The following is a 25,821-nucleotide window of genomic DNA, read 5'->3' as shown; positions in this document are numbered from 1 at the left end:
AAGCCGCTGGCCTTACATTCCAAGGTCGAGGAAATTCGGCAGCGTATGCGCAAGCGGCATGGTCGCCGCGCCGATCAGGCTCGCGACCAGCGCCGCAAGCGCGCGGTTGTTGCGGCGGGTGCCGCGCATCTGGCCGGCGATCCACTCAAGCACTTCGGTGTTGACGCCAACCGCAGTGGTCGGCGCCCAGCTCTCGATCGAGGTCTCGGGTGAGAGCGCAACGGAACGCGGCGGCACCGGCAGACCGGAAGCAGCAGCCGCATGATGCACGATCGCCTTTGTGAACAGGTCGTCGAACCGGCCGTCGTCGCTGCGCTCGGTCGCGGCCTTGTTGATCTCGAAAAGGGTTTCAGCCTCGGCGCGGCTGACGGGCTCGTTGGTGTTTGCCGCGGCGTTGAGAATACGCGCGCACCAGGCTGCATCGTCCGCATCCAGCGCCCGCGAGAAGTGAACGCGGCCTGTCGTCGTCGGCCCCTCACCGGTGATGACACCGTCGCGCACGAAAGCGAGCGCGTAGGCAGACACATCGCGGTCGGCAACGGAGCTGGTTTCGATTTTCCGGATCAGGTCGGAAAGCGGAGCGTTGGAGATGATCGAGGCGGACGTCATGTTACTATTCTCTTTTTGTGTCCCGCAGCATTTTCATGCGGATGTAAACGAAGCGTTAATGAAGCGATTCGGAGCGCGCTTCTTTCCCTTATGGTTGCGGATTGGTCGCACTGACCGTCCGCATGGTTCATGCAATGCCAACCGGAACCGGCGGCGTTGCGGCGCATCAAAGTCAAATTCGGGGCATAGCGAAAAAGTGAGCCCGCGCCGGCCAATTATGAATTTTCATTAATCCGGCTCGCGGCAGAACGGATTTTCAAAGGACTGTCCTTCGCGAGAAAAACCTTGTCCTTTTCGGTATGCAGTTCCGTTTTGGGGCATCTGCCGATATACCAGCGCAGCGAGATTTTCCTCGCAACTCCAAGTACGTGAGGCCAAAAACATGACAATCCAGATTGGCGCGGTGGCGCCCGATTTCGAGGCTGATACCACCGAAGGACGCATCAAATTTCACGACTGGATCGGCGATAGCTGGGCTCTTCTCTTTTCGCATCCGAAGGATTTCACGCCGGTCTGCACGACCGAACTCGGACGGCTGGCGGGACTGAAGCCAGAATTCGACAAGCGCGGCGTCAAGCTGCTCGGGCTAAGCGTCGACCCGGTCGACAGGCACGCCAAGTGGAGCGACGACATCAAGGAGACGCAGGGGTTTGCGCCGAACTATCCCATGATCGGCGATACCGATCTCGCGGTCGCCAAGCTCTACAACATGCTGCCCGCCAGCACGTCCGGCGATGCCAATAGCCGGACCGCTGCCGACAACGCCACGGTGCGCACGGTGTTCGTCATCGGTCCGGACAAGAAGGTGAAGCTCGTGCTGGTCTATCCGATGACCACCGGGCGCAACTTCGACGAGATCCTGCGCGTGATCGACTCTCTGCAACTCACTGCCAAGCATCGCGTGGCGACGCCGGCGGACTGGAAACAGGGCGAAGACGTTATCATCGCCGGCTCGGTCACCGACGATGAAGCCAAGACGATCTATCCGGGCGGCTGGAAGTCGCCGAAGCCCTATATCCGGATTGTTCCGCAGCCGAAATAATCGCGGCAAGGACGCAAAATTAAAAGGGGACGCATTGCGTCCCCTTTTCTATTTGTCGGTTAGTTGGTCGCCCCTAGGCCGCCCTGACACCGTCGAGGAAGCGCTCAACCTCCGCCTGAAGATGCAAACTCTCGCCGCTCAGCGCCTGCGCCGACTTGAGGATCTCGTCGGACGTCTCGCCGGTCCGGTTTGCGCCACGGGCGACGTCCCCGACATTGGCGGCGACTTCGGTGGTGACGGTTGCGGCGGCTTGAACGCTTTTGGCGATTTCGTGCGTCGCGGCCCCTTGCTGTTCAACCGCGGCGGCAATCGATGTTGCAATGTCGTTGATCTGCTCGATGGTCTGCCCGATGGCCTTGATCGCGGCGACAGATTCACGCGTCGCAGACTGCATGTTGACGATGTGGCTGCTGATCTCGTCGGTCGCCTTCGCCGTCTGGCCGGCCAGGTTTTTGACTTCCTGCGCCACCACCGCGAAGCCACGTCCAGCCTCGCCTGCCCGCGCTGCCTCGATGGTCGCGTTGAGCGCCAGAAGGTTGGTCTGCTCCGCAATCGATGTGATCAGTTTCACGACGTCACCGATGCGATCTCCTGCCATCGACAGATCGGCCATCCGTGCGTCGGTGGCGACCGCCTGTTGAACGGCATCGGCAGCGATCCCGTTGGATTCCTGAACCCGGCGGCTGATCTCTGCGATCGAGCTTGTCAGTTCTTCGGACGCCGCAGCCGCGTTGCGCACGTGCTCCGACGCCTGCGCCGATGCATCGGCGGACGCCTTCGACAGATGCGCCGTGCTGCGCGCGGTTTCGGTCAGATTTCTTGCCGTACTCTCGAACTCGCCGGACGAATGCAGGACCTTGTCGATAATTCCGCCGACGTTGGACTGGAATTCATCCACGAAGCTTTGCAATTCCGCCTTGCGCTGCTGCACTGACTCCGCCTCGGCGGTCTTGCGCTCCGCCTCGAGCCGGCGGCGCTCGAGAGAATTGTTCTTGAACACGCCAATGGTCCGGGCGATGGAGCCGATTTCATCATACCTGTCGACATGATTGATGGTCACGTCGGGTTTGCCTTCCGCAAGCGATGTCAGCGTATCCGTGACCGAGCGGAGTGGCCGGGTCACGCTGCGCACGATCAGCATCGTCAAACCGAGAACCAGCAACGCCCCGACCACCGCTGCAATCGTCATCATCTGCATGGCATGGACAAGCATCGCGTCGAGCGGGGCCGTCGGAATCCCGACATAGAGAATTCCGATGATCTTTCCCGCAGCATCGAATACCGGCTGATACGCGGTCATGAAGCTTTTGCCGAACAGCACAGCCGGTCCTTTGTAGGCCTGCCCGCTTCGGAGGACCGCCTGCGCGGGATGATCCGGCGCAAGCTGGGTCCCGACAGCGCGGTCGCCGTTCTCCTTCTTGACGTTGGTGGTCTTGCGGACGAACTGCCCGGTCGCGTCGTCATACACGAAGAGTGTGGCGTTCCCGCCGACGTAGGACGTCGCGCGATCAACCGTCGTGTGATCCTTGAACTCCGGCATCGCAGGAATTTCAGCACGGCTGACGATGCCGTCCTTGATCGTGACCTTGGCATCCCCGTAAGTTTCGGCGAAGGCCAGAGCCAGCGTGCGAAGGCTGGTTTCGATGTCGGATTTTGCCCTTGTCTCGAACTCCGTGCTCAGCGACCAGTAGGCTGCTCCGACAACCATCGAGGTGGTCGCGGCGATCAGTACCGCCGCACAGATCGTGGCCTTGGTCCCGAGTTTAAACTTCAGGAAACCAAGGGAATTCTTCCCCAAGCCGAGTGCCATCGTGTCGTCCCCAAAAAATGCATTCCGATCAAAAAATCGATGGATTTTGACAGTTTATGTTTACCGCCTCATTAACAGTTCGCCAGGTGGCCAAGCGCTGCCGCTAACGTCAGGATTGCCAGCGCAATGACAGGTTCTTCAGCTTCCCCCTTGATCGTCTGGTTTCGTGACGATCTGCGGCTTTCCGATCATCCAGCCGTGCATGATGCCGCCCAAAGCGGCGCACCGCTCGTCTGCCTTTACGTTCTGGACGAAGAAGGCAGCCCTCAGCACGGACGTCCGATCGGCAGCGCATCGCGCTGGTGGCTCGCCCAGTCGCTCCGGAGTTTACAGGGGAGCCTTACTGCACGAGGCCAATCGCTGACCCTCCGCAGGGGCCGTCCCGCGCGCGTGATCGCAGATCTTGCGCAAGAGATCCGCGCTTCTGCGGTCCATTGGAACGAGAGCGACATCCCCGGTGAGGCGGCCACTGAGCGCGAGGTGACGACCGCCCTTGACCGCATCGGCGTCGCATCGCGCAGCTTTCCCAGCGACCTGCTGGTGAGACCCGCAAGCCTGCGCAACAAGGAAGGCCGCGGCCTGCGCGTGTTCACACCATTCTGGAAACGCATCCTGAGCTTAGGCGACCCACCCAAACCTCTGCCCGCGCCAAAGGCGCTGACAGCCGGCCCGAAGATCGCCACCGACGACCTGGCTTCCTGGAACCTGGAGCCGACTCGGCCCGACTGGGCGTCGGGGTTGCGCGAGACATGGACGCCGGGCGAATCCGCAGCACAGAAACGGCTGAAGGATTTCCTCGACAACGACATAGCAAGCTACGCATCGTTGCGCGACCGCCCTGATCGCGATGCTACGTCACGGCTATCGCCGCATCTGCGCTTCGGCGAAATCAGCCCGCGTCAGGTCTGGCATTCCGCCAGTTTCGCTGCGGCCAGAAAACCCGCAATATCCAGCAGTGTCGCGAAATTTCTGAGCGAACTCGGCTGGCGCGAATTCTCGCGTCATCTCTTGTTCGATTATCCCCAACTTGCCGAACGGAATCTTCAATCGTCGTTCGACGCATTCCCCTGGCAACGCGACGCCAAGGCGCTGCGTGCATGGCAGAGCGGCCGGACCGGCTATCCCATCGTCGACGCCGGGATGCGGGAACTCTGGCACACCGGCATCATGCACAACCGGGTACGGATGGTGGTCGCATCGTTTCTGGTGAAGCACTTGCTGATCGACTGGCGCGACGGCGAAAAGTGGTTCTGGGATACGCTGGTCGATGCCGACCCCGGAAGCAACCCGGCGAGCTGGCAGTGGGTGGCGGGCTCGGGCGCGGATGCGGCGCCCTATTTCCGCGTCTTCAATCCGATCCTGCAGGGCGAGAAGTTCGATCCCGACGGCGCGTATGTCTCGAAGTGGGTGCCGGAGCTGGCGCGCCTTCCGGCCAAACTGATCCACCAGCCATGGGAAGCCACGCCGATGGAGTTGGCCGCAGCCGGCGTGACGCTTGGAAAAACCTATCCGGAGCCGATCGTCGATCACAAGACAGCACGTGCGCGGGCGCTCGCTGCTTATGCAAAGACGCGCGGCTAGCTGCCGGGAGAGATGTCGGCCTTCGCCGGGCGATTCACCAGCAGCACGGCCGCGGCGCAGATCACCATGCCCGCGATCGAGATCAGATCAAGCCGCTCGTCGAACAGCACATAAGCCATAATCGCGGTCACACCGGGCACCAGATAGAAGAGACTAGCCACCCGTGTCGCGGCCGAGTGACGGATCAGCCAGTAAAGCAGGCCGATTGATCCGATCGAGAGCACGATAACCAGCCACGCAAGACCGAGCACGAACTCGCGGTTCCAGACGATCACGCGCGTTTCGAACAACCATGCGCCGAGTGCGAACAACAAGCCCGCCGCGATAAACTGAATGAAATTTCCGGCGCGCCAGTCGATCTGGCTGCAATAACGCTTCTGATAGAGCGTGCCGAGCGTGATGCTGACAAGCGCGACACAGGTGCCGAGCCACCCCCAGCCCGCCTCGCCCGACAGCGAACGGCCGTGCAGAACGATCAGCGTTCCGGCGAGGCCCATCAGCAGTCCGGTCCACTGAAGCGGCGAAACGCGCTCGCCGAGCCAGCGGTTCGCGAGTGTGGATGTCAGGATGGGTTGCAGACCCGGAATGAGCGCGGACAGCCCCGCAGGCACGGAATGAAAGATCGCGACTGCTGTCCCGCCAAGATAGAAGCCATGGACGAGAAGCCCTGCAATCGCACTGTGGATGATGCCCGCGCGATTCGGCCATTTGGCCCGCCAGATCACAGCTATCACACCCATCAGCAATGCCACGAGGGCCATGCGCACGGTGAGATAGGTCAGCGGTTCGGCGCCGGCCAGCACGTATTTCGTGCCGATGAATCCTGTGCTCCATAGCAGGACGAAGATCGCAGGCGCTGTCCGCGCGGCAATCGATTCGAGTGTGGGCTGGGGCGACGATTGGCTCATTTGCGCAACTGCTTGCCCGATCCTATGGTGTCGGGCAATCGTCAAATGCGCCGGACGCCCTGCCCGGAAACGCAGACCGAACTCGCTTCAAACATGAGGATCCGCCATGGATGTTCGCGCCGCCGTTGCCACCGCTGCCGGCAAACCGCTCGAGATCACGACCGTTCAACTCGAAGGCCCACGCGAGGGCGAAGTGATGGTCGAGGTCAAGGCGACAGGCATATGTCATACCGATGAATTCACGCTGTCAGGCGCCGACCCGGAAGGTCTCTTCCCCGCTATTCTCGGCCACGAGGGCGCGGGCATTGTCGTTGACGTCGGTCGCGGCGTCACCAGCGTCAAGAAAGGCGATCATGTCATTCCGCTGTACACGCCGGAATGCCGCCAGTGCCCCTCCTGTCTCTCGCGCAAGACCAATCTGTGCACCGCGATCCGCGCCACGCAAGGACAGGGCCTGATGCCTGACGGCACGTCCCGCTTCTCGCTGGGCGGCAAACCGATCCATCACTACATGGGCACGTCGACCTTCGCGAACTACACGGTGCTGCCGGAAATCGCCGTGGCGAAGATCCGCGAGGACGCGCCATTCGACAAGGTTTGCTACATCGGCTGCGGCGTCACCACCGGCATCGGCGCGGTCATCAATACCGCCAAGGTAGAGCAAGGCGCGAAGGCCATCGTGTTCGGTCTCGGCGGCATCGGGCTGAACGTGCTGCAAGGCCTGCGGCTCGCCGGCGCCGACATGATCATCGGCGTCGACCTCAACAATGACCGGAAGGCGTGGGGCGAGCGCTTCGGCATGACGCATTTCGTCAATCCGACGGAGGTCGGCAAGGACCTCGTGCCTTATCTCGTCAACATGACCAAGACGAAAGAAGACCAGATCGGCGGCGCGGACTATACGTTCGACTGCACAGGCAACGTCACCGTGATGCGCCAGGCGCTCGAGGCGTGCCATCGCGGCTGGGGACAGTCGATCGTCATCGGCGTCGCGCCCTCGGGAGCGGAAATCGCAACGCGTCCGTTCCAGCTTGTGACCGGACGGGTGTGGAAAGGCACGGCCTTCGGCGGCGCCCGCGGCCGCACCGACGTGCCAAAGATCGTCGACTGGTACATGCAGGGGAAAATCCAGATTGATCCGATGATCACGCATGTGATGCCGCTGAACGACATCAACAAGGCGTTCGATCTGATGAAGCGCGGAGAGTCGATCAGGGGCGTCGTGACGTTCTGACGAGAACGCCGATGCTTCAAAGAAAAACTATTGGGAGTTAGAAGAACTCCTCCGGGCACGGATCGACAATCTGCCAGAGGTCCGTGCCGTTCTTGATCTTCTTCATATCGTTGGTGAGGCCGCCGTTGCGGCTGATCCACGACTTCACAGTCGGAGGATAGTACGACATCAAGTCCGATGTCCCCTCGCTGCTGTTGATCTTCATGCCGAACGTAAAGGCCTTGTCGTAGTAGGCCAGATGAAAACCAAGGCTGGCGCGCGGCGTGACGCAGATCTTGTTCATCGGCACGATGCCGAACACCATCGTGCAGGCCGAATTGCAGATGCCGTCGATGATGACGCGCTCGCCGCGAGCGCGGATGCGCTGATACTTTGCCTTGTACTCTTCGACATAGCCGCCGTGATCGCGCGTGATGCGCAGGTCTGCACGCGCCGGCATCGCGGCCAGCAGTGAGACAACGACAGACACAAAAACGGCAATCCGCATGCAAGCCCGAGCACGATGAAGTCGGAAACAAATGGTGACGGCCCTAATGAGCTCCATCAACACCAAGACTCTGGCGGGACTGTGTTTGAAAAACCGTTAAGCATGACGGAGCGGACATCAAGGAACTTCAAATAAACGGAACAACCAATTGAAATATAAGAAAAATTAGAAATCGAACGGCGCAAACCATTCCGCAAAAGCAAGGGAGCGGACGGCCCGTCAGCCACCCGCTCCCCGCTCATTTATACCGTCCAGCGACTCACTTCTTCGGAGGACGCACCGCATCCGCAGTGCCCTGAATGAAGGCGATGATCTTGACCACGTCGTCATCGCTCAGCTTGCCGGTGAAGTCCGGCATGCCTTTGTCGACATGCGGTCCCTTGAAGACGAAGTTCTTCAGGTTCGCGATGGTCTCCGCGCCAACATAACCGAGGTTCCTGACGTTGCCGCCCTTGTCGACGCCGGGCACGCCGTGACAGGTGACGCAACTGCTGACATACAGCAGCGTTCCTGGCCCGACATCTGCCGTATTGTACTTCACGCCTTCGACGAGGTTCTCCATCTGGTATTTCGTGATGGGCGGCAGCGGCGCCTTGCCGTCGATCGCGAAGGTATAGACCGTGCCGGGATTGTCCGCCTCGGTGGCCCGGGCCGCGATCCCGAACACACCGCCCCACCCGACCGCGATCGATACGTACTGCTTGCCGTCGAGCATGTAGGTCGAAGCAGCCGCCACGACGCCGGTGCCCGTCGGAGATTCCCAAAGCTTTTCACCAGACGTAGCGTTGTAGGCGATGAAGCGGCCGTCAGCCGTTCCCTGGAACACAAGGTTGCCGGCGGTGGTCAGCGTGCCGCCATTCCACGGCGCGACATATTCCTGTTTCCAGGCTTCTTTCTGCTTGACCGGATCCCACGCGATGAGCCGGCCGAACGGCAGGTTCTGGGGCGGCGTCGCGTTAAGGACGAAGCCGGTGTTCCAGCCGGTGTTGCCGCCGAACTCGCCGGGCTGGTTGGCATTGTGCTTCCAGCCCTTCTGCGGAGTGAGATTGAGCGGCACACCCTGCGCGGGCAGATACACGAGGCCGGTCATCGGATTGAACGACATCGGGTGCCAATTGTGGGCGCCGTAAGGACCCGGAATGGCGTCCATGCCTTTTTCCGGATCGCGAGCAGCGGCAACTTCAATCGGACGTCCATTGGCGTCGTATCCGGTCGCCCAGTTCACATCGACGAAATTCTTCGCCGAGATGAACTTGCCGTTGGTGCGATCGATCACGAAGAAGAAGCCGTTCTTCGGCGCGTGAAGGATCACCTTCCGCGGAGCGCCGTCGATATTGATGTCAGCCAGGATCATCGGCTGGGTTGAGGTGTAATCCCAATGATCGCCCGGCGTTTCCTGATAATGCCAGACGTATTTTCCGGTGTCGGCATTCAGCGCGACGATCGACGCGAGATAGAGGTTGTCGCCGCCGGCGGGACTGCGGAGATGACGATTCCACGGCGAGCCGTTGCCGGTCCCGATGTAGACGAGATTGAGATCGGGATCGAAGGTGATGGTGTCCCACGCCGTTCCGCCGCCGCCGTTGACCCAGTATTTGCCAGCCGGATCCCAGGTCTTGGCGGCCGCTTCCATCGATTCATCTTCGTATGGCTTCGATGGATCGCCGGGAACGACGAACCAGCGCCAGGCCTGATTGCCGGTTTCTGCATCGTAAGCCGTCACGTAACCCCGCGCGCCATACTCAGCGCCGCCGTTACCGATCACCACCTTCCCGTTCACGACACGCGGCGCGCCCGTAATCGTGTACGAGTGCTCCTTGTCGATCAGCGTGTCTTTCTCCCAGACCTTCTTGCCGGTCACAGCGTCGAGCGCGATCAGCCGGCCATCATAGGCGCCGACAAAAACCTTGCCCTTGTGAAGCGCGACACCGCGGTTCACCACGTCGCAGCAGCCCTTGTAGCCGATGGAGCGTGAAACCTCAGGATCGAAACTCCATATCCTCTTGCCGGTGCGGACGTCGATCGCATGCACCACGCTCCATGAGGCGGTGACATACATAATGCCATCGACAACCAGAGGCGTTGCCTCAACGCCGCGCGACGATTCGAGGTTGTAGGTCCACATAAGACCCAGGTTCTTCACGTTGTCGGTATTGATTTGATTCAACTTGCTGAAACGTGTCTCGCCATAGTCGAGGCCAATGGTCGGCCAGTCGTTGGACGTTGCTGCGTTGTCCTTGATGGAGTTCTGATCGACAGCCGACGTCACCGCCTTGATGTGCTCAGGCGATCCCTTCGGCGGTGATTGTGCAGAGGCTGCTGAAAAGATGGCAAGCGTTGCGATTGTGGATGCAATCATCAAAAAACCCAGCGGCGAGCGCTGGGTTTCGGGAGTCCTTGAAAATTCTCGGCGAGCAGTAGGGCTGGCAAGACGGATCATGCATTCCTCCGATGGCCTCTCACGGGCCTGAACGAATGTTAGACGCAAAAGAAGAAGCGTCAACGAAACCATGTTGCGCATCGCAACGAAGGCGCACCTCCATTCTTGCAGCGCACGCAGATTGAAGCGTGCACCGGTTGAGATACAGCGCTTCGCGAGTCCCTCCAGGACTACGAGCCAAATCCGTTCCAAGCAGCGGTCAAACTGCAGGCGGCGCACCAGCTTACCCGCCCGGCTTAACCGTCATATTCATGTGCAGGTGGCCGGATATCCGGTTCCGTAACCCAAGTCCCGCAGTTATGCTGTCGTCGAACGATTGGCCCGCGTTGGCTGGAAAGAGAACCATGCGTTTCATGCCTCGCGCCTTTGCCGCAACCGCAGATCAAATGCGGCGGCGCGATTTCATTGCACTTGCTGGTAGCGCGGCTGCATGGATGGTGCCTGCCTATGCGCAGACCATGCCGGTCATCGGATATCTTGGTTCGGAAACTCCGCAACGCTACGGCAGCCGCCTCACCGCCTTCCGCAACGGTCTGGCAGAGATCGGCTACGCAGAAGGCCGCAATGTCGCCATCGAGTTTCGCTGGGCGGAAGGTCAGTACAGCCGGTTACCTGCACTCGCCGCAGACCTGGCCAATCGAAAGGTGAATCTCATCGTTGCTGCGGGTGGCGCTGAGGTGGCGCTTGCAGCCAAATCCGCCACGACCACCATCCCGATTGTCTTTGAAATGGGCGGCGATCCGGTTGCGCTCGGGGTGGTGGACAGTATGTCCCGGCCGGGAGGAAATCTCACCGGCGTGTCCAGCCAGAGCGTGGAGGTCTCGCGCAAGCGCCTGGAATTCCTGCATGAAGTCCGCCCAAGCACCAATGTATTCGCTGTGGCCATTAATCCCACAAGTCCGACCTCGGATACGCAGTTGAAGAACCTTGGTACCGCGGCGGAAAGCCTCGGATTAGAGCTCGTTGTGATGAAAACCAGCGCTGAGCAAGAATTTGACGGCATGTTTAAGGCTGTGAGCGAAATGCGGACGGGCGGACTTGTCTTCAGCTCCGATCCCTATTTCGCTTACCGCAGTGAGCTGCTGGCCCTATTGGCAGCCCGTCATTCCGTGCCTGCGATGACCCAATCCCGCGACTTCCCGCTCGCTGGCGGCCTGATGAGTTACGGCGGTGACTTCAGTCAGTCGCACCGTCACACTGGCATGTATGCCGGCCGTATCCTCAGGGGCGAGAAGCCTTCCGATTTGCCGGTACAACGGGTGACCAAAGTCGAGTTGTTCATCAACCTGATGGCCGCCAAAGCCCTCGGCATATCCTTCCCGTCCTCGCTTCTGAGTAGCGCCGACGAGGTGATCGAATGACCTGGCCGCCCGGCCGTCTCTCGAGATAGGACGATGTCCGATCCACGCACCGCCCCGCGCACCTCACTGTTCAGGAAATACTTTCGCGCGCTGTTTGCGGCGACCGTCGTGCCGCTTCTGATCGCAGGCGCAAGCGAGGCCTGGTTCGGCTATCACGACCAGCGCGCAAGATTAAACGACCTTCTGAACGCAGAAGCCCGGTTTGCTGCCGTCAACATTCAGGACTTCATCGAAAGTATCCGGGATCAGCTCGGCTGGGTTGTCCAACTGCCGTGGTCGGACGACAGCGGCGACAGGCGAAGGCTCGACGCTCTGCGCTTGCTACGCCAGGTTCCGGCCATTGAGAGCCTCAGTCTGGTCGACCCTGCCGGGAAGGAACGGCTGTTCGTGTCGCGCATCGGCTTGAACAGGATTGAGAGCGGAGCGGATCTCTCAACGAAACCGGCTGTGATGGCAGCCCGGTCAGATCGTATCTGGTTTGGCCCGGTCACATTCTATCGCGGCTCGGAGCCCTTTATGACGATCGCCGTCGCGGGCAACCGTTCGGCAGACGGGCTCGCTATCGCGGAGGTCAATCTCAAATTCATTTGGGAGGTCATCTCGGGAATTCGCGTAGGACGCACCGGAGAAGCCTTCGTGCTTGATAAGCCGGGCCGCGTCGTCGCGCACCCCGACATCAGCCTTGTGCTGCGCGCCGATGAACCCGCGCAGCAACCGCTCCGGGACCTGCGGACAGCCATTCTGTCTCGCCCCAGCCAGGCGGCCACCGGGCAGGACATCGCAGGCAAGACGGTGCTGGGGGCGATGGTGCAGATTCCCGGCATCGACTGGAGTGTCATCGTCAAGCAACCCGTCGCCGAGGCATTCGGGCCGATCTACGCTGCGCTCTGGCGCACGACAGCGTTGCTGATTGCCGGAGCGGCCCTCGCCGCCATCCTCGCCTACTGGCTGACCCAGCGCATGGTCGGACCGATACGCGTGCTGGAGGACGGCGTCGCCCAAATCGGTGCGGGAAATTTTCAACACCGCATCAACCTTGCAACGAGTGACGAGTTCGAGCGGCTCGCGACCCGGTTCAACGAGATGGCGGGTGAGCTGGCGATCTCACAGGAACGTTCCGAACGCATAAGCCGGCTCAAGCGCTTTCTTGCTCCACAGGTCGCCGAACTGATTGACCGTACCGGTGACGATCGCGTTCTCGATGGGCGGCGCGTCGATGTGGTTGCGATATTCTGCGATATGCGAGGCTTCACCGCCTTCTCTGCGCGCACGGAGCCCGAAACTATCCTCGGCGTGCTGCGCGAATACTATGACGCGCTTGAAAGCGTCGTCAGCTCCCATGAGGCAACTCTGATCAGTTTCTCCGGCGACGGAGCAATGGTGCTGGTCAACGCGCCGGTTGCCTGCCCTGATCCGGCATTGCGCGGCGTCCATACAGCAATCGACATGCAGAGAACCGTTCAGCGGCTTCTGGCCAGTTGGCACGCACTCGATCACCGGCTGGGCTTTGGCGTCGGACTCGCGAAGGGACCGGCGACCGTCGGCCGGATCGGCTCCGGCGGCCGTCTCCACTACAGCGCAATCGGCAACGTCGTGAACCTTGCCTCGCGCTTGTGTTCGAGTGCGAAGAACTCCGAGATCCTGATCGATCGCATTGCAGCTTCCGCTGTGGCGTCGAGCGTGCCTCTTGTCGAGCTGGATCCACGAACGCTGAAGGGGTTCGACGAGCCCGTTCCGGTATTTTCCGTTGTGTTTTGACCGCAAACACCGTGCAACTACCTGCGGCTAAAACAGGAGTTTTCGAGCGATTTCGGGCTGGATTTCGAGCCGTCATTGGCTATGGTGCAGCCGTCAGCGCTCCTAGCTCAGCTGGATAGAGCATCGGATTTCGATTCCGAGGGTCGGGAGTTCGAATCTCTCGGAGCGCGCCAGAGGAAATCAACCCTAAATAGCTGTGTATGCTGGCTTTTCGCGCTCTTGGCGGGGGAGAGCGAATCAGCACGTCACCGTGAACGCAAGAGGATCAAAGGGTACGCTAGGCCACGAAAGGGAACGCACAGTCCCGTGAAAAGTCCCAGAGTCTTGTTCTCTATCCGTTCTTGGTGGATGATGGGTGCAGGGAAGATCGCAGAAAGCTGAAACCGCCCTCTAATCGAGGGCTCACGAACTGAGTGGAGCATTGCAATGGCTTTTGAGAACGACCCCGAAGGTTATCGTTTGGCGTGCATGTACGCTGGGACGGACTTTGATAAAGCACGCGTCGTGACGATTGAGGTGCTGTACGAATATAACTTCCAATACTCCTTGGCGGAATTCCAGAAGCTAATCACTGACGCCTTGGCATCTATCCCCACTGAATACCGAGACAGCGCCAAGGTTGAGTTGGACGACGAGGGCTACGATAGCGGCTCAAAATTTTCCATCTCTTACGTTGGGCTGGAAAGCCCCGAAGTTGTGGCTGACAGAGTGGCAAGGTGCGTCAGATACGTTGCAGTTAGTCGCGATGACGAACGCAAGGCATACGAGCGCCTTAAGGCAAAGTTTGAACACTCAGTCGCGGAATGACCTGTAGTTCGGGATGCCTGCTTTCTGCGGTCTTTTCTGAACAATTCAGAACTGAATAAATTATAGGAGAGGATGATGGGACTTGTGGTTATACCAGACGCCAAGGTCGTGTTCTGGAAGGCCGACCCGCAAATGAGATGGCATGCTGATCTTGTTCAGATGCCGCCTGAACTCCAGCAGCTCTGGGTATCATCGGAGGGCCAGCATGAATGGCGCAAGGTACCGCTGCATGTTGGGAAAGAATAGCCATGACCCTCAAACCCCCAACCAAATCATTTCCTAAGCTGGTTATGAAGGAGTGGCCGCTTAATGCGGTCGAGCGCGAGTTCGGACGAAATTGGGATACGCCGAATGCTCGCAAGTCCCTCTCCTCCTTCACCCGAGTAGGAGAAGATGTTCAGAAAAGACCGCAGAAGGATAAATCCCGATGAACGACAGGCCTCGTACTGAGTTGCCCAAGATGAATAAATGGACGCCAACTTCATGGCTCGTCGGATGCATCCTGCTCACGATAAGTGCTCCACACGCTCTGCCAGAACTTAAGTGGTCTATAATGTTTTGGGCGGGGTGGATGGCGGGAGACTTCTACAGGTTCGCTCGGGTCAACTCAGTACGTGACCCCTCGTAATTCGTGATCTCTCATTCTGCGATCTTTACTGAACAAAGGAACCTAGCATGACTGAAAGCATGATTGAGCATCTAGCAATTGCGAAATGGAACCATCGACGCGAGCATGGCAAAAAGTTCGGTATCGAGTTGGTTGCTTGGGAGGATGAGACAGAGGCATTGCGAGACGAGGTTAGGTCGGAAGTCCGCGCCACACTCTTGGCTATGCGCAGCCCGAACAACACGATGCATAAGGCTATGTGCGCCGCCTATAACAGCCCGTGCGCCATATGGCTGGCTGGCATCGACGCCGCTCTTATCTGGCCCCCAGGCTCAGCAGATATAGCTGGAGTGCCGATGGCGGAAGTTTAATTGTTCAGCGAAGACCGCAGAAGGAGGGAGAGAGCATGAACGAGAAGGTGCATACTGAGTTGAAGATCGTGGATGTTGGCACCGGTGAATGGCTGGTCGAAATTCCCGCAACTCATCCAAGTGAATCGGCTGAGCCACCATCTTACTGGGCCAGGGCGTTGTGCGATGAATTTGGATTTGAGTCATTAGAGGGGCCGGAAGATTTTATCAGTCGGCTCAAAACAAGATATACAATCACAGAAAAGGCGGAGGATTAACGCGCCGCCATCCATAGCCCGACGTTTGACAGCGAATACCCGCCAAAGATGATTGCCATTGCTGTGTTGCCCCTCACCGCCGATTCCAGTGAGATATAGGCGTAGATCAGGCCTACAACCACGATCAGGTGCGGGCCCATCAATCCCGTTCCTTGGTGAACTTAAAATGCTTGCGGGCGCCGTTCGTAGCCCTAGCATCCCTCACCGCCTGAACTTGAATTTGTCCATCTACGAGGCGGAAGTTCAGTTTGTGAATAAGGCCGCAGTCGCAGCATTGCTCTTTGAAGCCGCGCCGGGGAACGGCAATCCACTCGCCGTCTGATACCTGGTAGTATTTGCGGCGCGTCATACTCGTATAACCTCGCCACGGAACTGAACGGACTTGCTGTCCCAGACCGTGCAAAGCTCTGGCTGCATCAGCTTGCCATCCTTGAATTTGAGAACGGCGAAGCCTGACACCCAGTTCTTGGGCGCGTCCTCGGTATAGTCGAGGAAGGCCTTGTGATCGGGATCGGCCACGCATCCGGTATCGATGCCGTAGCGCGTGCCGTTGTAGTCCGTGTACGGCGTGACCTTCTGGGAATGAAGATGCCCGGTAACCATCGTTTTGCCGGAGCCAACGGTGTTGTTGTGCGTGGCGTGCACACCACCCTTCCAGCGATGCTTGCAAACGACGCTATCGTTGATCCAGACGCTCCAGCCCTTCTCCCACAGCGGGAAATGGTCCGAGAGGTGGATTCCTGAAATGCCCTTGTATTCGCTTGCGACGGTCGCCAGACGTGTCTCAAAACGGGCGTCGTGATTGCCCAGAGTCCATATTTTACGCGCCCTGCCGCATGCCTGCGCGATCTCATGCAGGTGCTCTTGAGCGGCTTCTATTTCTTCAATTGGGGATGGTGTGTTTTCCCAGCCTATCGGGGGATGACGGCTGATTTTGGGAAAGTCCAGCACGTCACCGTTCAGGATGACAGCGCAAGGCTTGAGGTCTTTGCAGAGAACCTTGAATGCGCGAAGGGCGACACTTTCCTGCCCCGGCCAGATGTGGAAGTCGGAGCCGACGATAACGAGGCCGTTCTTGACCGCCAGTGCCGCGCGATGCGGGTACTCCTTGGCAACCCGCTGCTCGGCCTCTCGGATGACCCCGCCGGCAGAATTTGGCGCGGTGAGCTTGATGCCAAGCCTGCTCTCGATAGAACGCCTGCGCTCGTAAACGCCGCGCTTGGTAATCCCGAGGTGCTTTGCAAGACTGGTCGCACCCTTGCGCTTGAACAGGTCGATAAAATCGCGCTCTGAGAGTCTAGGGTTACCCATTACAGCCACCCCCGCCGCGACAACCAGATCGTCTCAGTGATCCCTAGAAACCCCAATGCAATGATGACGTACGTCGCAAATTCCGCTGCCGGATTTGAGAACATGAAACCCCATAAGTTGGTGTGTTATGTGTACTCGTAGCGGTCAACGTCGCTACAAGGCAGAAACCAGCCGCGCTCCGTATCGAGACAATGCGGAACAATGTGAACGACTGGATGTGGAGGCTTTCTGAAGTACCATTGCGCTAGTCCGAAGAGGATCAGGAGCGCGATGAATTTCATTTCAGCCGCTTGGCCTGCTGGATCTTCACGACGATCTGCACGACCAGCCAAATCACGCCTGCGATTGGCAGGAGCAACGCCGCAACGTCAGAGACTTGATGAAGCGCCGGGAGCCACCACGGACTTATGATGGCTGCAACAGCGCCCGTATCGGTCACAATTTCTCCATTTGTCATTTGCTACCGCTTAATGATGTTGGCGATTCCGGAGAAGAACATCCCGGACACTACGATCATCGCGATTTCAGCAGTTCCTCCGGTGAGAGGATCAGTCGCCCACTGATATCCGAGCGCCGGACCAATCACCTTGTCGCAGGCCGTTGCCTTGAAAAACCAGACGGCCACGCCGTAGCAACAGATGGACGGGGGCGAGAGTGGGTGCCCAATCCACGCACTCATTGCCTGCGCTTGGGCAGCGGCAATGCTGCCCGCTGATTGGATAGCGGCAATCGATACGTCTTTCGACTTGTTATAGGCACCGATCGCTGCGGTTGCGAGGCTCGTGAGGCCGCCAAAAATCATGCTAAACATCACTCGTCATCCTTCATGCCAACAGGTCCGGTTGTGATGAGGCGCAGTAAGATCATCGCAACGGCGAGTCCAAGTGCTACGCGCTGGCCCCACGGCTCGGGAAGGATCGTTGATGGGTCAATGAAATTGAACTGCTCAAGCACCTCCAAGGCGATCAATGGAAGGCCGACCAGCGAGCCGACGATGACGGTTCGCCATCCCTTCAGTCTCTCTCTCAGGGTCATTGGCGCTTCCAAAAATGAATGATGAGGAAGGCTGCGATGGCTACAGCGACACCTATCGCGATGATCCAACCAACGCTGAATCCGGCCTGCTGTGCAGCAGTTGCCGCACCGGCTCCGGCAGTGGTCGCCGTAGCTGTCTTCTTTGGCGTGGACACAGGTTTCTTTTTCGCTGGAGCGGACGGAGGCGCGAGGCCAAGGAAGACAAGCCGCTGCGCTTCGATCCAGTCTGCATCGGGCGCAGGATAACGCTTGCCCGCCTCATGCCACGCCTGAGCCTTGAGAAACGCGAGGCCCATGGAGCTACGCCAGAACGAGTCATCCATGACGGTATTGCGCGTCATACCTGGCACGCGGGCCAGCACGAACGCGATGTAGCTTTCGACGTTGTTATGGCCGGACCAGATCGCAATGGCGTCAGCGAACCGCTTGTTGCGATAGTTCTTGGAAGTGCGCCATAGGTCAAGCTGGGCGCAGATGCCCTGAACGTAGGTAGGGAACACGGCGATGTTGTTGCCCTGCCCCTTGCCATCGTTCAGCGTGACAGCCTTGGGCGATGCACCCCATTTGATAGCAAGGGCGCTTCCCCACATAGCTCCGGGGTTTTTGTAGCGGATCGATGCTGGCTCCATATCAGGCCACCTTCGCCAGCACGATCAGGACGCCAGCCACGATCAGCGTGCCCTTGGGATAATCCCGGACGGTCTGAACAATCGTCTCGCCGGATTTGATGAGAAAGTCCTTCATTGTGATGCTTCCTTGTGGGTTAGGTGCAAAAGAACCGGATGCTCACCCCGACGAAGATCAGCGGGATGAAGATGATGTGAGCGAGGGTCATGGGGAGTTCAGAATGTCGGGCCAGACCTGCTTGAGGTCCTCCGGTGTTCTTGCCGCAGCAAGCGCCGGATGTTTGGTTACATCGCGCAACGCTTGTTTCTTTTGTGCGAGTTCGGCTGTGCTTTGTCCTGACTCGATGGCCCGGACAACATCCACATCAAGTGCGGCGAGCTTTCGAGCGCGCGAACCTCGCATTTTGTTTTTCCAGATTTCCCTGCAACGATCCATGTCTAGATCAATCCTGAGGTCCGGCGTTTCGTCGCGCCACGCGGCGCGGAAGGTCTTGTCTGTCGGGATTTCCTCATCAGGAATCACGCGCCATGAAACCACATCCGCGCGGTCCTCCTTCTGCCATTGCGCAATCTCAGCCTGCACAATAGTCTCAAGATGATCCGGCGCGGAGTTTGCGGCCTCTAGGGCATCTCCAAGCAGGGTCATCACAGATACGCCGCCATCGGCGCGTTTAATGACTATCGCCATTACTGATCTCCGAACGCGATGACGTGGTTCTTGGCTGGGTCGTTCAAACCACTACCTGTATCGTAACAAGCCACTCGACATGACCCAGCAGCCTGACCGCCGTTTTTGATCGTGTCGGTTGCGGCCTGCACACCGGCATTTTGCTCTACCGAATAGGCTACGGCGTAGTTGGCCGACGAGAATGCCGTTGACCAATTCACCGTCCAGTCGCCCGCACCGTTATCCGTGATCGATGACACGCCCTGCGACGCATCAATCGTCGTTGTGACGCCCCACTTGACCCAAGCCTTCGCAGCAAAGGGGCTATCCTTCACGCGGCGCGGCGTAACCATCTGCGTTGTGCCGGTCGCGGCCTCCATTTCGGCCTGCGTGGCTTCTGTTCCGCCGCCGCCAGCAGGCGTTGCCCAAGTGCCGTCACCGCGCCAGAAGGTGCTTGAACTGGCGGACGTTCCGCTATTGAGATTGGTGACCGGAAGGTTTCCGGTAACGTCATTGGCAAGCCGAACCGTCAGCGTATTGCTCGCGCCGCTAATCGTCTTGTTGGTCAACGTGTCAGTCGTTGCCTTGCCAACCAGAGTGTCAGTGGCGGCTGGCAACGTAAGTGTGGTCGCGCCAGCAACAGCCGTCGCAACAATCTTGGTTGCGCCCGAGGTAGACCCGGCAAGGCTGAGATCGTTGCCGTCGCCAGTGACGCGGGCAAGACCGCCAAACACTCCAGCATTGTTATATTGAATCTGGGTATTCGAGCCGCCTGGAGTGCCGCCTCCGCCTCCCGCTGGCGTGGCCCACGTTCCATCGCCTCGCCAAAACGTGGTTGAGCTTGCGCCAGTGCCGCTGTTCAGGTTGCCTACAGGCAGGTTGCCGGTAACACCCGTAGAGAGCGGGAGCCCCGTGGCGTTTGTGAGCGTCACAGAGGAGGGAGTACCAAGAGCAGGAGTTACAAGCGTCGGCGACGTCGCGCGAACGACCGAACCCGTTCCGGTGTTGGCCGTAACCGCCACGCCGTTGATACTGAAGCTATTGCCTGTTCCCGCAGTGTCGAACGTCTTGTTCGTCAGCGTGTCGGTTGTGGCTTTCCCGACGAGCGTATCGGTTGCAGCCGGAAGCGTGAGCGTTCCAGACGCAATCGCCGTTGCATCGAGGACGGTAGATCCAGAAGTCGTGCCGGCGATCTTAAGTCGGCCAACGGCACCAGCCGAGCCGAATGTCTTGACGCCGGTAACTGTTTCGGTGTTGCCAAGCGTCATGGCCGTGCCAGACGCGGCGGGACCGGTCAGCGTCACGCCATCGGGGATCGTGAGCGTTGCCGAGGTGGCGGGTGCCGTAATCGCAACCTTGTTGATGCTGGTTGCCGTGGCAACGCCAAGCGATGGCGTGGTCAGCGATGGAGAGGAGAAAGAGCCACCGGTGACCGTCTTGCCAGTAAAAGTCAGCGCACTAGGCAACGAAGCGGTCGGGTTACCGGATACGCCATCCCCGTTCGTGATGGTGATTTCGTTTGCGGTGCCGGTGATCGTGCGCGTCGTGGCCGTATCGGTCGCCGTTCGCGCAATCAGGCCATTAGTAGATAGCCCTTCAAGGGCGGCAAGATCATTCGCCAGAGCCAGCGTGGGGTTGCCGGAAACGCCATCGCCGTTTGATACGGTGATGCCCGCCGCAGGAGCGGTGATGGTGCGCGCCGCGCCTGTGCCCGCGCCTGTGCGCGCCCAAAGTCCATTTGTGCTGTTTGCCGCCAGCGCCGCAAGATCAGAATCATAGGCCTGCACATCCGTACCGATAACCAAGCCGAAGTTGGTACGCGCAGCGGCGGCATCAGCAAGAGTAAGGAGTGCGCGACCGAATGTCGTTGTCGTGAGCGCAGCTATCGCCGTCAAATCGGAGTCCAGCGGCTGATAGGCTGCGTTGCCCTCGGCTGGCGTCAGGAAGAAACTATCGACCTCTGCGGCCAGCGCCGTTGCGTTGGCGAGCGTCAGAAGCGAGCGGCCATACGTCGTAGTGGACAGGGCCGCGATTGCGGTCAAGTCGCTATCGAGCGGCTGGAAAGCGCCTGTGCTTAGATCGTCAATCAGGGAATTCAGATCAAAGCTGATCTGATAGTTTCCGCCCGTCCGGTCAAGCAGGATTGGGCTCAGCGCCGTCACATTGGACGGAAACCGCGAAAGCATCTGCACTTTAACAACGGGCTTAGGCAGAAGCTTCAGCTTCAGCGAAGGCGGCGTAGTTAGAACGCTGACCCTGACGACAGGAGGGCTCATAGGCTGGCCACCAGATCGACAATGGAAAGCTCTCCGGTAAAGAGCGCAATGGTTTCGCCGTTCAGTTCATACACGCCGCCCATTTTGTATTGGCCGGCGCAAAGGCCCTGCATGTCCGTGACCGGGAAAAGCCACTCAATGACGCCCGTGGATGGCAGTGTGATTTTGCCGTTATCGACGGTCGCGGTTAGCTTCTCGCAATTGTTCTGGTCCTTCACGGCGATCTCGATGGACGCGCCCGTGAAGTCCATTAATGCGCCCGTGTCGGCATCCGTGACCTGGAGCTGCATATTCCAGTCGGCGTTGTTGTAGGCGGTCGCCTTGAGGCTGATTGCCATTCAATTTCCCATAGAAAAAGCCGCCCGGAGGCGGCTGGGGTGTGCTAAAGGTGTGCCCATGGAATGGACACCGTATTTACCTTGGCCTTGGCAGCGCGTACGCCTGATCGATGGATCGCGTTCGGGCTGGTTTGCCCATGTGATGCGCCGCAAAGTTAACGGGCGATGGGAATACCGGCGCATGACAGAAGAAGAACTCGCCGCTGAGCAGAGCGCGAATGCGTGGTAGATCAGAGCTTCAGATAGAACGAGCCAAGGATCGTCTTCTGCACGTTGTTGTGGGCCGTGCCGCTACCGGTGCTCGCATTGGTGATGGTGATGCCGGTGGTAGACGATCCGGTGGTGGATGCGGCAAGGATGTACGGCAAGTTAACCGTGCTACCCGCCTGAGTAAGCACAGCGGAGCCGGTCGCAGTCGTATGCGTATGGCCCGGATCAGTCAGCGTATTGGCGTGGCTATGGGCAGCAAGTTCAGCGGTAATGAGCGCGTGCGTGGCTTCACCGAGCACAGACGCGGCGGTGATCGTATCCCCAGAGACAACCGGAACATTCGCGTATCTTGATGCCGCGCTGTTGCCCATGTCATCAAGACCGCCCGGCACATAGCCGCGCATGTCGAGCAGCGTGATGGTCTTGTTCGCGGCGAAGTCAGCGGCGGCGCTTGCACCGCGCCCGGTCGAAACCGGGCAAACCGTGTTGGAATAGTTGGTCCACAGATAGACATAGAGCGATGAGACGTCCGCGTTGGCTCGCTCAGAAGCGCCCGAGGTGGAACTGCCGATGGTGCGACCGTTCGCGCGAACCCAGCCAGAACGAGTGCCCTGCGCCGGAAGCCATAGGCAGTCGCCGGTTTGGAAGACGGTCGTTGGATCGACGCCGGCGCCGCCACCCCCGCCAGACGATGGTCCGACCACAAGCAAGTTGTCCTGCTCAAATTGGGCGACACCGTATTTATCGGTCAGGCGCACCTTGATCTGGCCGTCCGCCAGGTAAAACGCGGGGATACGGCCCGATGCGCTCAGGGTGACGGGATTGGGTAGCGGGAGGGTTAAAGCCGTGTCGTAATAGGCGTTTTGCGGCGTGGAGGTGGTCCCAGCCTGAATAAAATAAAGCAATCCATTCGCCAGCGGCCTACCCAACTGGTCGAACTGCTGTGATAGACTGAGTGAGATTGATCCGGCCATTCAGGTCTTTCCAAACGCAAAAGCCGCCCCTCTGGGCGGCTAGTTAGGATGCAGATGCTGCAATTCAGGTGGATGGTTTTTCAGGCTGCGGTCGCGACGCCCGTTTATTACTTCTGCGCTGTCGTATTGAACGGACAAGGTCTAGCGCCAACCATCGTCGCGATGGGCGTAGCGTTCTTTGTCACGTTATTTGTTAGCCACACTCTTGACTGGTTCAGGACGCGAGCCATTCGCAAACGCGACAAGGCGGAGAGCCAATTGGCCGGCAACACTCTGATTAGGCGCACTGGCTATCCCCCTCAGCAAATCCACACTCCGCCGATCCGTGAGTATCCGCGCAAGCTCGTTTAGATTGCTGCCGAGTTTCCATTGCTCATATTTGTCAACGAGCGGTTGCGCGAGGCGCGCTGGGTTGGCGGTGATCTTTGCAGCGTCACGAGCCAAGCCCCCCGCCCCGAACTGCTTATTGATTTCGGCATTGTAGGTCGTCATAGACCCCTTTGCCTGCCTATTCCCGGTCGCCTCCAGAACATCGAGCAATCGATTCATGCCACGTAAACGCTCTGCCCCGTGCGGCAACGCCCTGATCGCCGCCTCGAAGTTCTCCGCCTGCTGCGGGTTTCCGACTAGTTGAGCTCGGAATTTTGCGCCTCCGGCTTGATTGGCGCCCGACTGCAAATCTTTGGCGGCTTCGTTGAAGACGCTTTCGGTGTGGGCGCGAACGAGGTCTTGCGCGGCATCGGGGTTTCTGCGGGCGAGCGCAGATACCGTATTACCAATTTCAAGCTGGCTATTCGGCAAAGGATTTTTCGGGAATAGCGCATTGATAGCGTCCCTTGTGGTCAAATCCTTCTTGGCCAGCCGTCCCAGCGGACCATCCAGCAAGGGCTGGAGATACTGTTCGCGTGCAATCTGCTGCGCGCGCAACGCGACCGCATAGTCCGGCGATTTGACCTCACCGATCTGCTTAACGGCAGAAGCGGCCATCTCGTTGCTAGCCTGAACCTGCCGGTTGGCGGATGGGTTGAATTTCGATGCAGAGTTTTCCGCTGCCTGATCGAAGTGCTTTTTCACTTCATTGAGGAAGCCGACGCTCTCATCGGGCAGATGCTGGACGCGCCAGTTTAGCTGCGGGTTATTCCGCACCGCATCGCGGGCCTGATCGAAGCCGGGGATCTGGCGAACCTGCGCCATTTCCTGCGGAGTCAGAATTACGCTTTCCGCATTTCGATAATAGGGCTCGGTTGCACGGTTTATCGCGGTGCGCACGTCGCCAATCGTTTCATCTGCTGCGCGGCCAACTGCTGGCCCGATGGATGATGGAGCGGCATTGACTGGCGCGATGTTATCGGCCTCGGCCCTCACCGCACGTTCGATTTGACGCGGACGCCCGCCGAAGAACTCGGCCATTTGCGCTTCGGTCTGAGGCGAGGCCTCAAGATGGCGCATCATATTCGTGAGAACCGGACGCCCCGCAACCTGGCTCAACGCTTCAGGCCAAGCGAGTTGCACGCCGCGCGCTGCAGCTTCCTGCATCAGAGCATCAGCGCGAACCACCATCGGCTCTGTGATGCCCTCCGGCAATTGACGGGAAAGGGAGCGCGAGGCCGTTCCGGGCCGCGACGCAAGGGCCGTCGCCCCGCCGCCAGCCAGAGCACCCAAAAAGCGCGCGACTGGCTCCAGGCGGGTGCCTTTCGTGGCCTGCCCTGCTGTCTCGCTGGTAACTGCCGGGATAAGAGTTCTGGCAGTGCGAGCAAGGGCGCTGGCTTCTCCGCCAAACGCCGCCGGCAAGAACTCGCCCGCCGTTTGCGCATATTCTCCGGCCTTCGTCTTCGGCTTGTAGAACTCGGTCCCTATGGCGCGCTCAATGCCGCCTTGAATGTCCTGAGACGTCGGCGCATCCGCAACAATGGCCGCTGGCGTTAGCTTTGCGCCTTTATAAACCGCACTCTTGAACGCTTCGACCTTGTCCTTCGGGATGCTGAAATGCTCCGCAGCGTAGTCAACGCCAGCCGACAGCAGGTCGCGAACATCACCCGCCGCGCCAACCATGCCAACGACGCCCTTAACCGCCCCGATCCCGGCGGACTTTGCGACGTCCTCCGCCATACTCGGCGCGGCAAATGGATCGTGGTCAACAGGCTTCATAACCGGCTGTGCGGTAGCCTTCTCCACACCAGGCCCGATGTAGACCCGCGATACACCCGGCGTTTGTGCCGGCGCATCAGCAAACGGATCGAAATCAACCGGCTGCAACGTCGCCATTTACTGGACCACCTGAAGGTATTTTCCCGGACGGTTGGGGTCTGGCACGTAGAAATTTCCATCAGGCGCCTGTCGCGGCGCGTTCTGTGCCGGGCTCGCTTGAGGTGCGGGCTGTGGGCCACGCTGTCCGGTCGCCGCCTGCGGGAATGCGGGGTTTTTGGCGGTCCATTCTGCCAGCGCCGTATCAAATCCAGCGTCGATGCGACCGCCATTCTTTTTGGCGTAATCACGCGCGAATTGAGCGACCTCCTGCTTTCGCTGCTCTACGCGGCGAGCGATACCGATAATCTGTCGGTTGCCTTCAGGCGTGTTGCCGATATTTGCTACGGTGCCCTCAAGAAAGGAACGATCGGCGTTCGAGAAACCGGCACCGAGCGAGCCGCCAGCCGCATCAAGGACTGACTTCTGGCTGATTTTCTTAAACAGCTCATTTGGTGCAGCGGTCGCGGCGTCCGCGATACCAAGCGAAGCCGCGAGCTGCTTTGCCTTTGTAACCGTCTCGCCGCCAGCGCCGGAATAGAAATTCGGGTCGCTGGTGATCTTTTCCATCAAGTTCAGATTGTTCAACGCACCGACCGAGTCGCGCGCCGCCTTATTGATGCCGACGAACGTCTCTCCGTAATCCTTGCCAACAGCCTTATCGAACTCCTTTTCCCCCGAGTTCGTTACGCTGGTGCTGTTGTTCACGCGCGTTGCGCCAGCCTCTGCCAGCTTTGTCTTGAACGGCAGGAATGGCATCGGCGTTCTGCCGGCAGCAATTTCCTGCTTCTGATAAAGATTATAGGCCTGCAAATCGGCGGACGACTCGGGAGAGAGCGCCTTCTGAATCGTGGCGAGCTTCGCAGCC

General features: G+C 59.3%; 26 protein-coding genes and 1 tRNA gene. 10 read left to right on the top strand and 17 right to left on the bottom strand.

Features of this window, described 5'->3' with window-relative positions; genetic code table 11:
• Positions 1-12: 12 nt before the first annotated feature.
• Positions 13-609 carry a hypothetical protein gene (locus tag ACP7AL_RS11630; protein WP_425991427.1) on the bottom strand — a complete coding sequence of 199 codons (597 nt, stop codon included), beginning with the start codon at positions 607-609 and terminating at the stop codon, positions 13-15.
• 382 nt (positions 610-991) lie between these two features.
• On the opposite strand from ACP7AL_RS11630, the gene ACP7AL_RS11625 reads away from it, so the two are divergent.
• Entirely contained in the window at positions 992-1,651 is a 660-nt protein-coding gene (locus ACP7AL_RS11625; protein WP_006020982.1) for a peroxiredoxin, read from the top strand.
• Positions 1,652-1,724: 73 nt separating this feature from the next.
• Here ACP7AL_RS11625 and ACP7AL_RS11620 read toward each other — a convergent pair whose 3' ends face one another.
• Complete coding sequence (locus ACP7AL_RS11620) at positions 1,725-3,461, bottom strand: methyl-accepting chemotaxis protein (protein ID WP_425991425.1); 1,737 nt, start codon at positions 3,459-3,461, stop codon at positions 1,725-1,727.
• Positions 3,462-3,587: 126 nt separating this feature from the next.
• Here ACP7AL_RS11620 and ACP7AL_RS11615 point away from each other — a divergent pair, with 126 nt between their 5' ends.
• Positions 3,588-5,042 (top strand): cryptochrome/photolyase family protein, encoded by a 1,455-nt coding sequence (locus ACP7AL_RS11615; RefSeq protein ID WP_425991423.1) that lies wholly within the window; start codon positions 3,588-3,590, stop codon positions 5,040-5,042.
• Here the strand turns inward: ACP7AL_RS11615 and ACP7AL_RS11610 are convergent.
• On the bottom strand, positions 5,039-5,950 hold the full coding sequence (locus tag ACP7AL_RS11610) for a DMT family transporter (RefSeq protein ID WP_425991421.1): 912 nt from the start codon (positions 5,948-5,950) through the stop codon (positions 5,039-5,041). The genes ACP7AL_RS11615 and ACP7AL_RS11610 overlap by 4 nt on opposite strands.
• 106 nt (positions 5,951-6,056) lie before the next feature.
• Between ACP7AL_RS11610 and ACP7AL_RS11605 the strand changes: the two genes are divergently transcribed.
• Positions 6,057-7,184, top strand: coding sequence for an S-(hydroxymethyl)glutathione dehydrogenase/class III alcohol dehydrogenase (locus ACP7AL_RS11605; protein ID WP_024921518.1), 1,128 nt, complete (start codon positions 6,057-6,059; stop codon positions 7,182-7,184).
• A 37-nt stretch (positions 7,185-7,221) separates the two neighbouring features.
• On the opposite strand, the gene ACP7AL_RS11600 is transcribed toward ACP7AL_RS11605, so the two are convergent.
• Positions 7,222-7,671, bottom strand: coding sequence for a hypothetical protein (locus ACP7AL_RS11600; RefSeq protein WP_425991418.1), 450 nt, complete (start codon positions 7,669-7,671; stop codon positions 7,222-7,224).
• 259 nt (positions 7,672-7,930) lie between these two features.
• A complete protein-coding gene (locus ACP7AL_RS11595; protein ID WP_425991417.1) occupies positions 7,931-10,030 on the bottom strand; it encodes a PQQ-dependent dehydrogenase, methanol/ethanol family in 2,100 nt (699 codons plus the stop codon).
• Between the two features lie 467 nt (positions 10,031-10,497).
• Between ACP7AL_RS11595 and ACP7AL_RS11590 the strand changes: the two genes are divergently transcribed.
• The 6 genes from ACP7AL_RS11590 to ACP7AL_RS11565 all read left to right on the top strand — a co-directional run bounded on the left by ACP7AL_RS11590 (position 10,498) and on the right by ACP7AL_RS11565 (position 15,272).
• Positions 10,498-11,472 carry an ABC transporter substrate-binding protein gene (locus ACP7AL_RS11590; RefSeq protein WP_425991674.1) on the top strand — a complete coding sequence of 325 codons (975 nt, stop codon included), beginning with the start codon at positions 10,498-10,500 and terminating at the stop codon, positions 11,470-11,472.
• A gap of 33 nt (positions 11,473-11,505) precedes the next feature.
• A complete protein-coding gene (locus ACP7AL_RS11585; RefSeq protein WP_425991415.1) occupies positions 11,506-13,230 on the top strand; it encodes a cache domain-containing protein in 1,725 nt (574 codons plus the stop codon).
• A 96-nt stretch (positions 13,231-13,326) separates the two neighbouring features.
• A tRNA-Arg gene (locus ACP7AL_RS11580) sits at positions 13,327-13,403 on the top strand.
• Positions 13,404-13,656: 253 nt separating this feature from the next.
• On the top strand, positions 13,657-14,037 hold the full coding sequence (locus ACP7AL_RS11575; protein WP_425991413.1) for a hypothetical protein: 381 nt from the start codon (positions 13,657-13,659) through the stop codon (positions 14,035-14,037).
• Between the two features lie 675 nt (positions 14,038-14,712).
• Entirely contained in the window at positions 14,713-15,015 is a 303-nt protein-coding gene (locus ACP7AL_RS11570) for a hypothetical protein (RefSeq protein ID WP_425991411.1), read from the top strand.
• 35 nt (positions 15,016-15,050) lie between these two features.
• A complete protein-coding gene (locus tag ACP7AL_RS11565) occupies positions 15,051-15,272 on the top strand; it encodes a hypothetical protein (protein ID WP_425991409.1) in 222 nt (73 codons plus the stop codon).
• Positions 15,273-15,411: 139 nt separating this feature from the next.
• On the opposite strand, the gene ACP7AL_RS11560 is transcribed toward ACP7AL_RS11565, so the two are convergent.
• The 9 genes from ACP7AL_RS11560 to ACP7AL_RS11520 form a co-directional block, all read right to left on the bottom strand.
• Positions 15,412-15,621, bottom strand: coding sequence for a hypothetical protein (locus ACP7AL_RS11560; RefSeq protein ID WP_425991407.1), 210 nt, complete (start codon positions 15,619-15,621; stop codon positions 15,412-15,414).
• A complete protein-coding gene (locus ACP7AL_RS11555; RefSeq protein ID WP_425991405.1) occupies positions 15,618-16,583 on the bottom strand; it encodes a metallophosphoesterase in 966 nt (321 codons plus the stop codon). Before ACP7AL_RS11555 ends, ACP7AL_RS11560 begins: the two co-directional genes overlap by 4 nt.
• A gap of 277 nt (positions 16,584-16,860) precedes the next feature.
• Entirely contained in the window at positions 16,861-17,022 is a 162-nt protein-coding gene (locus tag ACP7AL_RS11550; protein WP_425991403.1) for a hypothetical protein, read from the bottom strand.
• A 21-nt stretch (positions 17,023-17,043) separates the two neighbouring features.
• A complete protein-coding gene (locus ACP7AL_RS11545; RefSeq protein ID WP_425991401.1) occupies positions 17,044-17,394 on the bottom strand; it encodes a hypothetical protein in 351 nt (116 codons plus the stop codon).
• The gene (locus ACP7AL_RS11540) at positions 17,394-17,618 is read right to left on the bottom strand and encodes a hypothetical protein (protein ID WP_425991399.1); all 225 of its coding nucleotides are present in this window, start codon (positions 17,616-17,618) and stop codon (positions 17,394-17,396) included. Before ACP7AL_RS11540 ends, ACP7AL_RS11545 begins: the two co-directional genes overlap by 1 nt.
• A complete protein-coding gene (locus ACP7AL_RS11535) occupies positions 17,615-18,247 on the bottom strand; it encodes a hypothetical protein (RefSeq protein WP_425991397.1) in 633 nt (210 codons plus the stop codon). Before ACP7AL_RS11535 ends, ACP7AL_RS11540 begins: the two co-directional genes overlap by 4 nt.
• A 202-nt stretch (positions 18,248-18,449) precedes the next feature.
• Positions 18,450-18,932: a hypothetical protein gene (locus tag ACP7AL_RS11530; RefSeq protein ID WP_425991395.1), complete on the bottom strand. Its 483-nt coding sequence runs from the start codon at positions 18,930-18,932 to the stop codon at positions 18,450-18,452.
• A complete protein-coding gene (locus tag ACP7AL_RS11525) occupies positions 18,932-21,187 on the bottom strand; it encodes a beta strand repeat-containing protein (protein WP_425991393.1) in 2,256 nt (751 codons plus the stop codon). Before ACP7AL_RS11525 ends, ACP7AL_RS11530 begins: the two co-directional genes overlap by 1 nt.
• Complete coding sequence (locus ACP7AL_RS11520; protein ID WP_425991391.1) at positions 21,184-21,525, bottom strand: hypothetical protein; 342 nt, start codon at positions 21,523-21,525, stop codon at positions 21,184-21,186. The genes ACP7AL_RS11525 and ACP7AL_RS11520 overlap by 4 nt, the downstream gene beginning before the upstream one ends.
• Before the next feature lie 58 nt (positions 21,526-21,583).
• Between ACP7AL_RS11520 and ACP7AL_RS11515 the strand changes: the two genes are divergently transcribed.
• Complete coding sequence (locus ACP7AL_RS11515; RefSeq protein ID WP_425991389.1) at positions 21,584-21,754, top strand: hypothetical protein; 171 nt, start codon at positions 21,584-21,586, stop codon at positions 21,752-21,754.
• A gap of 1 nt (position 21,755) precedes the next feature.
• Here ACP7AL_RS11515 and ACP7AL_RS11510 read toward each other — a convergent pair whose 3' ends face one another.
• The 3 genes from ACP7AL_RS11510 to ACP7AL_RS11500 all read right to left on the bottom strand — a co-directional run bounded on the left by ACP7AL_RS11510 (position 21,756) and on the right by ACP7AL_RS11500 (position 25,766).
• On the bottom strand, positions 21,756-22,709 hold the full coding sequence (locus ACP7AL_RS11510; RefSeq protein WP_425991387.1) for a hypothetical protein: 954 nt from the start codon (positions 22,707-22,709) through the stop codon (positions 21,756-21,758).
• Between the two features lie 186 nt (positions 22,710-22,895).
• Entirely contained in the window at positions 22,896-24,974 is a 2,079-nt protein-coding gene (locus ACP7AL_RS11505) for a hypothetical protein (RefSeq protein ID WP_425991385.1), read from the bottom strand.
• Positions 24,975-25,766, bottom strand: a complete 792-nt coding sequence (locus tag ACP7AL_RS11500; RefSeq protein WP_425991383.1) for a hypothetical protein — start codon at positions 25,764-25,766, stop codon at positions 24,975-24,977. It abuts the gene before it with no gap.
• Positions 25,767-25,821 lie beyond the last annotated feature (55 nt).

The organism is Afipia sp. DC4300-2b1 (genome assembly GCF_049895725.1).
Taxonomy (GTDB): Bacteria; Pseudomonadota; Alphaproteobacteria; order Rhizobiales; family Xanthobacteraceae; genus Afipia; species Afipia broomeae.
Note: the sequence above shows the minus strand (reverse complement) of the source record. Positions and strands in the feature narration are given on the sequence as shown.